11 protein-coding genes and 1 tRNA gene are annotated in these 12,347 nt (G+C 67.6%); 5 read left to right on the forward strand and 7 right to left on the reverse strand.

Going from position 1 to position 12,347, the window contains the following annotated elements; translation table 11 throughout:
• Positions 1–12: 12 nt before the first annotated feature.
• From AC1DEZ_RS07650 to AC1DEZ_RS07660, 3 genes are all read right to left on the reverse strand, one after another.
• On the reverse strand, positions 13–906 hold the full coding sequence (locus AC1DEZ_RS07650) for a DMT family transporter (protein WP_476779254.1): 894 nt from the start codon (positions 904–906) through the stop codon (positions 13–15).
• 115 nt (positions 907–1,021) lie between these two features.
• A complete protein-coding gene (locus AC1DEZ_RS07655) occupies positions 1,022–1,465 on the reverse strand; it encodes a DUF1330 domain-containing protein (protein ID WP_476779255.1) in 444 nt (147 codons plus the stop codon).
• A complete protein-coding gene (locus AC1DEZ_RS07660) occupies positions 1,462–2,079 on the reverse strand; it encodes a DUF2239 family protein (protein ID WP_476779256.1) in 618 nt (205 codons plus the stop codon). Before AC1DEZ_RS07660 ends, AC1DEZ_RS07655 begins: the two co-directional genes overlap by 4 nt.
• Before the next feature lie 179 nt (positions 2,080–2,258).
• On the opposite strand from AC1DEZ_RS07660, the gene AC1DEZ_RS07665 reads away from it, so the two are divergent.
• The 4 genes from AC1DEZ_RS07665 (at position 2,259) to AC1DEZ_RS07680 (ending at position 7,774) form a co-directional block, all read left to right on the forward strand.
• The gene (locus AC1DEZ_RS07665; protein WP_476779257.1) at positions 2,259–5,078 is read left to right on the forward strand and encodes a phosphoenolpyruvate carboxylase; all 2,820 of its coding nucleotides are present in this window, start codon (positions 2,259–2,261) and stop codon (positions 5,076–5,078) included.
• A gap of 177 nt (positions 5,079–5,255) precedes the next feature.
• A complete protein-coding gene (locus AC1DEZ_RS07670) occupies positions 5,256–6,821 on the forward strand; it encodes an AMP-binding protein (RefSeq protein WP_476779258.1) in 1,566 nt (521 codons plus the stop codon).
• Positions 6,822–6,849: 28 nt separating this feature from the next.
• On the forward strand, positions 6,850–7,506 hold the full coding sequence (locus AC1DEZ_RS07675) for a DUF1190 domain-containing protein (protein ID WP_476779259.1): 657 nt from the start codon (positions 6,850–6,852) through the stop codon (positions 7,504–7,506).
• A gap of 181 nt (positions 7,507–7,687) precedes the next feature.
• Positions 7,688–7,774: transfer RNA gene (locus AC1DEZ_RS07680), tRNA-Leu, on the forward strand.
• A 34-nt stretch (positions 7,775–7,808) separates the two neighbouring features.
• On the opposite strand, the gene AC1DEZ_RS07685 is transcribed toward AC1DEZ_RS07680, so the two are convergent.
• Positions 7,809–8,348: a DUF6778 family protein gene (locus AC1DEZ_RS07685; protein ID WP_476779260.1), complete on the reverse strand. Its 540-nt coding sequence runs from the start codon at positions 8,346–8,348 to the stop codon at positions 7,809–7,811.
• Positions 8,349–8,543: 195 nt separating this feature from the next.
• The gene (locus AC1DEZ_RS07690; RefSeq protein WP_476779261.1) at positions 8,544–9,191 is read right to left on the reverse strand and encodes a DUF938 domain-containing protein; all 648 of its coding nucleotides are present in this window, start codon (positions 9,189–9,191) and stop codon (positions 8,544–8,546) included.
• A gap of 126 nt (positions 9,192–9,317) precedes the next feature.
• Here AC1DEZ_RS07690 and AC1DEZ_RS07695 point away from each other — a divergent pair, with 126 nt between their 5' ends.
• Positions 9,318–10,580, forward strand: a complete 1,263-nt coding sequence (locus tag AC1DEZ_RS07695) for a hemolysin family protein (protein ID WP_441513084.1) — start codon at positions 9,318–9,320, stop codon at positions 10,578–10,580.
• Positions 10,581–10,653: 73 nt separating this feature from the next.
• Here AC1DEZ_RS07695 and AC1DEZ_RS07700 read toward each other — a convergent pair whose 3' ends face one another.
• Together AC1DEZ_RS07700 and AC1DEZ_RS07705 are read right to left on the reverse strand one after the other, a co-directional pair.
• Entirely contained in the window at positions 10,654–10,968 is a 315-nt protein-coding gene (locus tag AC1DEZ_RS07700; RefSeq protein WP_476779262.1) for a hypothetical protein, read from the reverse strand.
• A 162-nt stretch (positions 10,969–11,130) separates the two neighbouring features.
• Entirely contained in the window at positions 11,131–12,309 is a 1,179-nt protein-coding gene (locus AC1DEZ_RS07705; protein WP_476779263.1) for an FAD-dependent monooxygenase, read from the reverse strand.
• Positions 12,310–12,347: the final 38 nt, after the last annotated feature.

Consider the following 12,347-nt stretch of genomic DNA (forward strand, 5'->3'; position numbering starts at 1 on the left):
CCGTCCCGTCGCTCAGCCGACTGACGGCGAGCGGAAGGCGACCAGCATCCCCGTCACAACCACGGCCATGCCGACGAGCTCTGTCGGCGTGGGCGTTTCCGCCAGCAGCAGGGCGCTGGAACTCGCGGTCACGACCGGCACCAGCGGCAGGAACAGCGTCGCCTTCGCGGCGCCAAGCGTCGCCACCGTGCGGGCGTAGAGATAGAGTGCGACCACGCCGACGAGCACGCCCTGATAAAGCGCTTGCAGCAGCAGCTCGGCGAGGGGTGCCCGCGCCATGTGGATGGGCAGCGCCAGCGCGACGAACACGAGCAGCGGCACCGAAAGCAGGCATGAGGCTGCGGTGACCTCGATCGAGCTTGCGCCCCAGCGCCTGGCCAGCAGCCCGAAGATCGACCACAGGCAGGCGATCAGCACGAAGAGCAGATCGCCGATCCAGGCGTCCGGCCGCGACGGGGTCGTCGTCAACGCGTCGCGCGAGAAGATGCCGATGCCGAGCACGATGATGCCGAGCCCGGCGAGACGCATGCGCCCGGCGCGCTCGCCGGTGACGAGGAAGACGAGCAGGGCGGTGAAGACCGGGATCAGGCCGGGCGAGATGATCGAGGAGTGCAGGGCCGGCGCGAAATGGGCGCCGCCAACCAGCAGCAGGCTGTAAAGCGGGCCGACCAGCAGCGCCATGATCCACGCGCGCCGCCAGCCGAGCGAGCCGACCGGGAAGGGGCGCATATGCTTCAGCGCCCAGGGCAGCAATACGGCTCCGGCCGAGACGAAGCGAAGGATCGTGACGTCTGCCGGTGTCAGGTCGATCAGCATGGCGTGCCGGGAGACGACTGATTGCACACCCCATATCAGCGAGGTCAGCAGCCCGCAGAGGATGCCGAGCCATTGCGCGCGGGTAGTCATGTCGAGGCGGCCTTGCGAATTCGGGGGCGGTGCGCGGTGCGCACGGTGCGGTCGCTATGCCGTTGGGCAGAGGGCCCCGCAATGGCGCCAGGCGCAGCCCGCCCCGGCGTCCCGCCTATGCCGCGCGCATGTCGCCGGCCAACGGCGGCATCTGGACCAGTGGCAACAGGCGGGAATCCTCGATGGCGGCGAGACGGTGCCCATAGCCGGAGAGGTAGCCTTCATGGCTGGCGAAGGCGAGAAAGTTCTGCACGGAGGACTGCCGGACCAGCATAGCGCGATCCCAGCGCTCGCCTTCCGGGCCGATGAAGAACGGACCGCCTTCGCCGATGAAGAGCAGCTTACCGCCGCTGGCCTCCAGATAGGGCTCGGAATGCGCGATGTAGCGCTCGAAGGCCTGCGCGCCGCTGATCGGCTCGTCCGGCGCGAGCTGCGGCGTGGCGGCATAGTCCGCGATCTCCCGAAGGCGCAGGAGATTGAGCATCACGACCTCGCCGGCGATGCTGCGCCTGAAGAGGTCGCGGCCGGATTCCCAGCTCGGGGCGAGATAGGCGGTCATGGCTGCGCCTCCGGATCGGCCGGGCCTGCCCGCAGCTTCTCGGCATAGGCGCGGATATCGGCGGGCCATGCCCGGCTGTGCGTGGCGAAGCCTTCGTCATTGCCGGCGAAGAGGGCGCGCGTGGCTTCCTCGAAGCCCTCGCGGTTGCCCGCCATGGCAGAGATGAAGGCGTAGGCCGCGGCCTGCGCCGCGCGGGCCTGGCCGCGCCCGCCATCGTTCTTGCGGGCTTCGTCGACAAGGCGCCGCAGGACCTGGGAAGCGCCGCCGGGTTGGAGCGCCAGCCAGTCCCAATGCCGTGGCAGCAACGTGACCTCGCGAGCGACCACGCCGAGCTTGGGCCTGCCCCGTCCGCGCGGCGCCTCGGTGCCCTCTGCTTCCGGCGCAGTCTGTGAGGCCTTGCCGGGCTGGGGCGCAAGCCGTCCGACGATCTCGGCATCGCTGCCGCGCAGGTCGAGATCGACGACCTTTCCGGTCGCGTCGTCGAAGACCAGGATCGCGGCCTCCGGGTGGGATGCCAGTGCCGCCTTCACGGCCAGCGCGACGGCAGGCAGCTGGCCACTGGCGATGCAGGTGGTGTCCTGGAAGGCGGTGCAGGGGGGCGAATTGGCGGACATCGGTGCTCCTCGATTGAAAAGTCTATTACCCGGGTAATTTTACTGAAGCAATATGATCCGGGTAAAATTTATCTGACGCGGCCATTCGCTTCCGGCTTGCGGCTGCGATCGTCCGATGCTGCAATGCAGCACGACCCGGCTAAGCTCATGAAGCCGGGCGGGACGTGGGAGGAGCGGTCATGGCCATGACGATCGCGAAGGAAAGCCATTCAGCTCCCGCTATCGAGGCGCTCTCGCAGGAGTTGCTGGGCCGGATCGAGGAGGCACGGCGCGATTCCCGCGACGACCCCTTCGGCAACCCGGTGCTGCGGGTCACGCTCTGGCTGACCCGGCTGATGGACCGCAACGAACTGACCGTGGAAGGCGCAGGCGAACTGGTTCGCCAGCTCGGGCGGCAGGCTCTGCGGCAGCGGGCCGTGCGCGTCGCCCGCTATGTCGGGCTCGACAAGGATGAAGCGGCTGTGTTCTCCGGGCTTGCGGAGGGAGCGGCCGGTGCGGCGGCGTCCTTTGACGATTTCCGGCAGGCCGTGGAGCGGGCGCGCTTTGCCGCCGTCTTCACCGCGCATCCGACCTTCGGCATGGCGCGCCGGCTCTGCCATGCGCTCGCCGATCTCGCCTCCGGCGGTACTGCGGGGGAGGCGGTTGTCGGAGAGGCCGATCTGAGCTTCCGCCCCGATGGCCGAATCACGCTGCAGGACGAGTTCGAGCAGGCGCGCTATGCCGTGCGCCATGCGCGCGATGCCCTCGACCGGCTGAACGCGGCGTACTTTGCCGTCGCCCGCGAGCGCTGGCCGGAACGCTGGACCGAACTCGCGCCGAAGCCGATCACGCTCGCGTCCTGGGTCGGTTGCGACACGGACGGGCGCACCGATATCGGCTGGTGGGACACGCTGCGATACCGGCTCGAATCGAAGAGCGGGCAGTTCGCGCGCATCCTCGAAAAGCTGCCGCGCGTGCCGGCCGCAGAAGTCGTCCGTGCCCTGGTGAGCGCGGCGCTGGCGGCAGTGGAGCGCCAGCTCGCGCTGGCGCCGCCGATCGGCACGCAGCCTTCGCTGCAGGCCCTGCAGGCCTTTGCGCTGTCGCTGGTGCATGAACGCGAGACCGCACTGCCGGAAGCCTCCCGGTTGATCGAGGCGCTCGACGGAGCCCTTGCCGACGCTGCGGACGACGAGACAAGGCTCGCACTTGCGCAGATCCGGGCCGGCTGCCTCGCCCATGGCGTCTCGATCGCGCTGCCGCATTTCCGGCTCAACGCCTCGCAGCTTCACAATGCGTTGCGCTCGGTCATTTCGCTGGAGGAGGAGCCGGGCGAGCCGGCGCAGCGGCGCGCCTTCCTCGCAGCCGCCAACACCGAACTCGGCAAGGTCGAGCCGGTTGCCGTCGATTTCGGGGCGCTGGCGGCCGAGCGCGCCTCTGCCGCGCGGATGATGATGACGATCGCGCAGATCGTGAAGCATGTCGACGGCACCAGGCCGGTGCGTTTCCTGATCGCGGAAACCGAGAGCGGCTACACGCTGCTCTGCGCGCTCTGGCTCGCCAGCCGTTTCGGCATCGCCGACAGGGTCGAGATTTCGCCGCTGTTCGAGACCTCGGACGCGCTGGAGCAGGGGCCGCGCATCATCGACGAGGCGTTGCGCAGCCCGCATTTCCGCGACTATCTCAAGCGCCATGGGCGGCTGTGCATCCAGTTCGGCTATTCCGATTCCGGGCGCTATATCGGGCAGGTCGCCTCGACCTTTTGGGTCGAGCGTTTGCGCATCCGCATCGCCGAGCTACTCGCGCGCTACGAGCTCGCGGATGTCGAGCTCGTCATCTTCGATACCCATGGCGAATCGGTCGGCCGCGGCGCCCATCCGGACAGCCTGTCGGATCGGCTGGCCTATCTCGATCCGGCCTATGCGCGGCGGGCCTTCGCGCAAGCCGGCATCAGGACGGTGCGCGAGACCAGCTTCCAGGGGAGCGATGGGTATCTGTTGTTCGGCACGCCGCAACTCGCAGGGGCAACCGTCGGCCGGATCGCCGAGGCGGTCTTCGCGCCGGCGCAGGCGGTGGACGACCCGATCTACGACGAACCGGATTTCGCCAGCGAGTTCTTCCAGACCGTGCGCGAGGAGATGAACGCGCTGGTCGACGACCCCGGCTATGCGGCGCTGATCGGCACATTTGGCCCCTCGCTGCTCGACAAGACCGGCTCGCGCCCGGCCGCGCGGCAATCGGAAGGGGCGGGGCCGACGCACATCCGCCATCCGCGCGAACTGCGCGCCATCCCCAACAACGCCATCCTCCAACAGCTCGGCTGGATGGCGAACAGCATGCATGGCGTCGGCCACGCCGCCTCGCGCTCGCCGGATCTTTTCCGCGCCATGCGCGAGCGCTCGGAGCGTTTCGACCGCGCCTATCGCCTCGCCGCCTATGCGATCGGCCATAGCGACCTTGACGTACTCAGAGCCTATCTCGACTCGCTCGATCCCGGCAGCTGGTTCGACCGGGCGCGCCGGACGGTGCGGGAAGGGCGGCGCGAAGAATTGCTGGCGGTGGCGGAGGCAATGTCGCGGCTGGAGCTCGCACCGGCGCTGCGCCGCCTGTTCTGGCGGCTGTCGGCGGATGCGCTGAAACTCAAGGTGGCGGCGGAAGACGCCCCGCAGATGCCGGTGCGGCTCGCGGCGCTGCACGCTCTCAGGCTCGCGGCGATGCATCGGATCTGGCTCGCCTGCGCCCATATCCCGGATTTCCGGCCGCATGCGGGGCTGACGCGCGAGGCGCTGATCGAGCGGCTGCTGCGCCTCGATGTGCCGGCCTGTCTCGCCTTCCTGGCCGAGATCTTCCCACGCGATCCCGACCCGACCATCGGCCTCGATTTCGGCGAGCCGCCGGGCCCGCGCGAGGACGGCACCTATGAAGCCCTGCATCGCGACGTGTTCGCGCCGATGCTGGCGTTGTTCGAGCTGATCCGCGAGATTTCCGGCGCGATCCAGCACGAGATTGGGGCGTTCGGGTAGGGCTGCCGCCCCGTCATTCTCGGGCGGGGCGGGGCGCGACCCGAGAATCTCATGGACGCTGGTTTACGTCATGCTCGGGGCAAGCCTGAGCATGACGTCTGGTCCGGACGTTGAAACCGGCGCCGATGTCACTAGGTTGGCAGCCAGAGGAAACGCCGACCGGGAGACGCGCCAGACATGGCCGCCGCCAACTTCGATGCCGCGGCTGCGCGGATCACGATCTTTCGCGCTCTGCTGCAGACCATCGCCAGGCATGGCAAGGGCCGTATCGCGCTGGAGGACCCCGAGCGCCAGCCGATTACCTATGGGCGGCTCGTGCTCGGCGCGCTGGTATTGGGCCGCAAGCTTGCGGCGCTCACCTCCGAGCGCGAGCATGTCGGCGTTCTCCTGCCGAACATGCAGGGCATGGCGGTGACGCTGTTCGCTCTCTTCGCCTATGGCCGCGTGCCGGCGCTGCTCAATTTCACCGCCGGCGTCCGCAATCTGCGGGCAGCGGCGGAGGTCGCACAGCTCAAGACCATCGTCACCTCCCGGCGTTTCGTCGATCAGGGCAAGCTTGACGAGGAAGTTGCGGCCTTGAGCGAAGGGCGGCGCATCGTCTACCTCGAAGACGTCCGCAAGGAGATCACCAGCTTCGACAAGGCGCTGGGCGCATTGCAGAGCCTGCTGCCGGGCTTCGTCCACCGCTCCTACGAGGCCAAGCCGGACGAGGCCGCTGTCATCCTCTTCACCTCGGGGACGGAGGGCAAGCCGAAGGGCGTGGTGTTGAGCCATGCCAATATCGTCTCGAATGCGCGGCAGGTCTTTGCCCATGCCGCCGGTGCGATTTCCGAGCGGGACGTCTTCATGAACCCGCTGCCGGCCTTCCACTCCTTCGGGCTGACTGCCGGGGTGATGGTGCCGCTGCTGCACGGCATGAAGGTCGTGCTCTATCCGAGCCCGCTGCACTACAAGCAGGTGCCAAAGCTGATCGGCGACATGAAGGCGACCTTCCTGCTCGCCACAGATACGTTCCTTCAAGGATACGCCCGCGCTGCAGAAGCGAACGACCTTGGCAGCGTGCGCTACGTCGTCGCGGGGGCGGAGCGAGTCAAGGCCGAGACGAAGCGGATGTGGGAGCCCTACGGCACCACCATCCTCGAAGGCTATGGCTGCACCGAATGCTCGCCGGTGCTCGCCGTCAACACGCCGTCGGCCATGCGCGAAGGCACGGTCGGCCAGCTCCTGCCCGGAATCGATGCGAAACTGGAGCCTGTTGAGGGCATCCATGAGGGCGGGCGGCTCACCGTGCGCGGGCCGAACGTCATGGCCGGATATCTCGACCCGGCGCAGCCGGGCCGGGTCGTCCCACCGGAAGGCGGCTGGCACGATACCGGCGACATCGTCGTGATCGAGGACGGCTTCGTCGCGATTCGGGGCCGGGCCAAGCGCTTCGCCAAGCTCGGCGGCGAGATGGTTTCGCTCGCGGCGGTCGAGACCATGATCGCCAAGCTTTGGCCGGACCAGAACCATGTCGTCGTCGGACTGCCCGATCCCCGCAAGGGTGAGCAGCTCATTCTCGTCACCGAAAAGCCCGACGCAGACCGCGCGACGCTCCAGGAAGCGGCCAAGGCGCAGGGCTTCCCGGAGCTATGGGTACCGCGCGCAATCCTGGTGACGCCTTCGATCCCGGTGCTCGGCAACGGGAAGATCGACTATGGCGCAACCCGGGAGCTGGCCGCCTCGCGGCGCGCGCTGCTGTAAAGCCATAATTGCAATGTTGTTTCACCGCATGATGATTCCGGCCTCGATCCTCGCCACGCTGCGCGTCGCCGCGCTTGCGCCTGCCCTCACGCTCGCGAGCCCGGCCGAGCTGTCGGCGCAGAGCCCCGGAAATACCTATGTTCGGCGCGACGAATGCATCGCTGGCGGGCTGCTCAGCGCTGAGCAATGCGAGTTCGCCTATCGCAACGCCCGCGCCGAATTCGAGCAGCGGGCGCCGCGCTACGTCACGCGCTCTGCCTGCGAGCGCGCCCACAAGCGCTGCGGCGCGCAGGTCGTCTCGGCCGGCGGTTGGGAATCCTTCGGCAAGGGCGGCGCGACCTATGTGCCGCGTTTCGTCGGCGTCCGGGTGACGGGCGAGGGCGCGGCGAGGCGGGCCCTGCCCGTGGTGGAAGGCAGCGCCAAGGTCGCCTTCGTCGCGCGCCCGGTGACGGAGCTGCAGGACAAGGTCGCAGGCCGGCAGGGCGTGATCGGGCTGGCCAGCAGCGTCGGCCGCGGCGCGCATGGCCATGCCGCGCAGCCCGCCGGGACCTCTGTCAAACGCGGCGACCGCGACGACACGATGCGCGTTCCGATGGAGGAGAAGAGCATCGGCTCGAACGTGCCGCCGGGGCTCTATGTCGATCCCGACGGGGTCGAGTGGTACAAGCCGGCGCGGCCGCACTGAGCGGCTGCAGCGATCGCCCTGTGCGCAAGCGGCCGAAGTCTTGCGCGCACCGTGCCCGCCCGCGACATCGCCGTGCGTCCTTTCCGACGCAAAGCGGCAATGTAGCTCTTTGTTTAAGCACCGGATTTCTCCAAGAAGCGGGTTCCACTTTTCGGTCCGATGCTCTATCGCTGTCACGTCCGCGGACGTGGCGAAACTGGTAGACGCACGAGACTTAAAATCTTGCGCCTTCAAAGGCTTGCGGGTTCGAGTCCCGCCGTCCGCACCAAGCCGGCTCCGAGACGCTGCACTTGCGGCCCGGCTTAGGCGTTGGGCGGCGGCACCAGCCACTCGCGATATTTGGTGGCGAAATTCAGCGCGAGGCGATCGATCGGATCGGCCATGAAGGCCGCATCGAGCATCGTTCCGCCGATTCCCTGGCCGGCCAGCGCCATCGAGTGGAATTCGGGATAGCTCACGAGAACAGCACCGGTTTTGGCGTCGGTCACCGTGACATCGGCGACCAACTCATGGCCGCCGCCCACAACCACGCGCTGGATGGCCGAGGCGACGTAGAGCCGGCGCAGGTTGACGTCGATCTTCACGGGGCGCGGGCCGGTCAGGACCGGCTTCAACTGCTGCTCGAGCGCGGCGCTGATCTTCGCGGAAGCCAGCTTGGCGATGAAGGCGCGGGCTTCGGGCGTCTTGGAGAGTTCTTCGGATTCAGCGTCCGACCGCCCTTTGGATCTCGCATAGGCGCGGTCCCCGTCGCCCCACCACAGGGTCGCGGCGGAATCGGTCGCCACATGGATGCTGGCAAGTCTGAAGGTTTCGACGTCCCGCTGCGAGAGCGGATTTTGCATGGTGACGCAGCCGGCAAGAGCAAACGCCAAAAGGCCTAGGCATAGGATACGCTTAATCATGATCGCCCCCTTGGATCAGGAGCCGGCGTAGTGCGGCGATCGGGCGATTCGCCAGCCCGACGAATGGAGGAGGCGGAAGAGTTTCGGGATGTCGGCTTCGGCCGCCGCTCGCGGCGTTTTCGACGGCGGCCTCTTTCAGCCGGCTCGAACGATCACGCTCAGATTGTTGGCCGGCATTTCAACGATTTGCGGCGCGTTGAAGCCGTTGGCAGCCGCGAGCCCCTCCACCGCATCGAGATCGCGCAAGCCCCATTCCGGATCGCGTCTGCGCAGGCTTTCGTCGAAGGCTGCGTTGCTCGGTTCGAGCGGCAGGCCGGGACAGCGATAAGGGCCGTAGAGATAGAGCGGATGGCCGCTCCGCAGCAGACGGCCCGCCTGGCGAAACAGGCCCTCGGTCGCTCTCCAGGGCGAGATATGGATCATGTTGATGCAGAGGATCGCATCGGCTGCCTCGATCGGCCATTCCGACGCGCCGGCGTCGAGCATCAGCGGCGGCAGGATGTTGGAGAGGCCGGATTCCTGCGTCCACGCCGCGATGCTCGCCAGCGCATCGGGAGTGGGATCGCTCGGCTGGAACGTCAGGGCGGGCAAGGCCTTCGCGAAGTGGACGGCGTGTTCTCCCGAGCCGCTCGCGACCTCCAGCACGAGCCCGGAAGGGGGCAGCACCTGGCGCAGCACGTCGAGGATCGCGTCGCGGTTGCGCTGGGCGGACGGCGCCTGCAAGCGGCGGTCGGTGCCGGCCTGTTCGCCTTGTGTCGGCTGCCAGAAGCTCGGTCTCGTCATCATTCGCTCACGATTCTTTCGTCTGGCTTATCGCGTTCATGCAATGATCCGCTATAAGGGGCATAGAAGCGGGCTGCCAAATGTCGCAGCGCCGCAGCAAACGGATTGGTTTTGTTAACCGAAATCCTGATCGTCCTGGCGCTGACGATCGTGAATGGACTTCTCGCCATGTCCGAGCTCGCCGTCGTCTCGTCGCGGCCGGCTCGCCTCAAGGTCCTCAGCGACCAGGGCAACAAGGGCGCCGCGACCGCGATACGCCTGGCCGAAGACCCCGGCCGATTCCTCTCCACTGTCCAGATCGGCATCACGCTCGTCGGCGTGCTCTCTGGCGCCTTCTCCGGCGCCACGCTGGGCGCGCGCCTGTCGGAATGGCTGGGCACCCAGGGTTTTTCGCAATCGGTGTCGGATACGCTCGGCGTCGGCATCGTGGTCGTCGCGATCACCTATTTGTCGCTGATCCTCGGTGAATTGGTGCCGAAGCAGGTCGCGCTGCGGGACCCCGAGCGCATAGCGGCGCGCGTCGCTCCTGCGATGGCGTTGATGTCGAAGGTCGGCGCCCCGCTCGTCTTCCTGCTCGACGTTTCCGGCAAGTCGGTGCTCGCGCTGCTCGGCCAGAAGGGTGAGTCGGAAGAGAAGGTCACCGAAGAGGAGGTGCGCACCATCATTGCCGAGGCGGAGACCGCCGGCGTGCTGGAGCGCGACGAGCGCGAGATGATCGCGGGCGTCATGCGTCTTGCCGACCGCTCGGCGCGCGCGCTGATGACGCCGCGCCGCGAGGTCGAGGTCATCGACCTGTCGGATAGCGCCGAGGAACTCCGCCTGCAGCTGAAGGACACACGCCGCTCGCGCCTGCCGGTTCAGGATGGCGAGTCGGATTCGATCATCGGCGTCGTGCTGATGAAGGATCTGATCGATTTCCTCGCTACCGGGGACATCGAGGAACTGCGTAGGCATGTCCAGGACGCGCCGGTGGTGATGGACACCGCCGATTCCCTGCATGTGCTGCGCGAGATCCGCTCCAGCCGCGTGCATATGGCCGTGGTCTTCGACGAGTACGGCCATTTCGAGGGCATCATCACGCCTGGCGACGTGCTCGAGGCGATCATCGGCGCCTTCCAGGAAGAGGAAGAGGACGAGCCTGCCATCGTGACGCGCGCGGACGGCTCCTATCTCGTGGCCGGCTGGATGCAGGTCGACGAGTTCTCGCATGAGCTCGGCATCCCGATCCCGCGCGACGCCGACTTCCAGACGGTCGCCGGCTTCATCCTGGCCGAAATGAACCACCTGCCCAATGTCGGCGAGAGCTTCGACAAGGGGCATTGGCGCTTCGAGGTCGTCGACCTCGACGGCCGCCGCATCGACAAGATCCTGGTCAGCCGGATCGAGTGAGCCGCAACGGCTTTCGCTCGACAGAGAAGACGCCTTCGCCGGTCAGCTTGCGCAGCAAACTGACCGGCACGCGCTAGCGGCGCGGCTCGTCCGGCTCGATGATGCGATATTCCGCATCGATCACCTCGATCCGCTCGGCTCTCTGGGGCCCGCCCGCGAAGGGATAGGCACGGTCGAAACCGGCAGCCTTCATCTTTGCCTTGAGCCGCCAGACCGCGATCGCGCCGGCTACGGCGACGATCGGAATCAAGATCAGGGCGAGGCTCGCTGCGACCAGAAACAGGGCTATGCCGACGACGAAGCTCGCCGCCATGGCAAGCCATGCGGCCCAGCGCGGCATGGCGCGGGCGCGACCATTGAGCTGTTCGTACAGATTGACGCGGATCATCTCTCTTTCATCCCTCTCCGAACCAACAGATAGGGATGGAATGCGGCGATGGCGAGGTCAGTCAAATCGCCGCGCGTCCGACCGGACGCGGTAGCAGTGAACTATCTATTTGTTATCGCATCCGATTTTTCCGAAAAGTGGATTCCACTTTTCGGTCTGATGCTATATGTCGCGCCAGTCGTAGAGCCAGCCATAGCGGTTGCGCAGCCCATCCGGGCCCAGCCGTTTCAGCGCGAAATCCCGGGCCATGCTGAGCGGCCAGCCGAGATGATAGTTGCGGCCATTGCTGCGGCTTTCCTCCTGCACGCGTGCGGCGCGGCGGGCGCGGGCCTTTGCGTAAGCGGCGAAGGCGACCGGCACCCCGGCCGCGCCATCGCGCCCGAGCGTCTCGGCGAGGAGGCGCGCCAGCACGGCGGCGTCCTCGATGGCGAGCGAAGCGCCTTGTGCGAGGAAGGGCAGGACGGGGTGAGCGGCGTCGCCCATTAACGCGATCCGGCCCCTGGCCATGGCCGCGGGCTTGCGGTCGAACAGCGACCAGACCTGCCAGCCCTGCGCCTCGCCGGTGAGTTCGCGTAGCGCCGGCGCGGCGCCGGAGAGGTGCTCGGTGATGATGCTGGCGTCGCCGTCGCGCGACCAGCCCTCACGGGCTTCCTTGGCCTGGCGAACGACGACGATGTTGATCTCCTTGCCGCCGGCGACGGGGTAATGCACGGCATGCCGGCCGGGGCCGAGATGGAGCATCACGCGCGGCTTGTCGGCGGCGCGGGTCGGCACGACGGCGCGCCAGGCTTCATAGCCGGTGAAGACTGGCGGCGAGGCATCGCCGGTGAGGTCCCGCACGCGTGACCACAGCCCGTCGGCGCCGATCAGCCCGAGCGCGGAAATCGTCTCGCTGCTGCCGTTCTGCCCGCCGAGCCTGACCGCGACGCCGTTCTCGTCCTGGCTGACCTCTTGCACCCCGCGCCCGACCATCAGGCGGATGTTGGGCATGGCGCGCGCGGCGTCGAGCAGGATGGTGTGCAGGTCGTTGCGCCTGAGCATGCGGAACGGGGTCGGCATGCGCTCCGGGCTGGAGGGCATCTCCAGCAGTTGCGAGCCGTCCCGCCAGCGCCGGATTGTCAGCCCGTGTGAGGAGACGCTGACGCGCTTCAGCGGCAGGGCGAGGTCGAGCGCATCGAGCACGCGGCCGGAATTGGAGGTGATCTGGAGGCCGGCGCCCAGCTCGCCGAAACCGGTGCGCTTCTCGACGACGGTGGCGGCGATGCCGCGGCGGGCCAGCGACAGCGCCATGGTCAGCCCGCCGATGCCGGCGCCGGCGATGACGAAGTGAGGAGCAGACACAGGCGATGCCCTTGATCGATGGCGCCGGGAAGGGCGCG

Source organism: Allobosea sp. 10L422 (assembly GCF_056395345.1).

Coding starts and splice junctions, on each gene's coding strand:
- AC1DEZ_RS07665 (WP_476779257.1), top strand. CDS start 2,259: ATGGCCATGACGATCGCGAAGGAAAGCCATTCAGCTCCCGCTATCGAG.
- AC1DEZ_RS07700 (WP_476779262.1), bottom strand. CDS start 10,968: ATGATCCGCGTCAATCTGTACGAACAGCTCAATGGTCGCGCCCGCGCC.
- AC1DEZ_RS07675 (WP_476779259.1), top strand. CDS start 6,850: ATGATGATTCCGGCCTCGATCCTCGCCACGCTGCGCGTCGCCGCGCTT.
- AC1DEZ_RS07655 (WP_476779255.1), bottom strand. CDS start 1,465: ATGACCGCCTATCTCGCCCCGAGCTGGGAATCCGGCCGCGACCTCTTC.
- AC1DEZ_RS07685 (WP_476779260.1), bottom strand. CDS start 8,348: ATGCAAAATCCGCTCTCGCAGCGGGACGTCGAAACCTTCAGACTTGCC.
- AC1DEZ_RS07650 (WP_476779254.1), bottom strand. CDS start 906: ATGACTACCCGCGCGCAATGGCTCGGCATCCTCTGCGGGCTGCTGACC.
- AC1DEZ_RS07660 (WP_476779256.1), bottom strand. CDS start 2,079: ATGTCCGCCAATTCGCCCCCCTGCACCGCCTTCCAGGACACCACCTGC.
- AC1DEZ_RS07670 (WP_476779258.1), top strand. CDS start 5,256: ATGGCCGCCGCCAACTTCGATGCCGCGGCTGCGCGGATCACGATCTTT.
- AC1DEZ_RS07690 (WP_476779261.1), bottom strand. CDS start 9,191: ATGACGAGACCGAGCTTCTGGCAGCCGACACAAGGCGAACAGGCCGGC.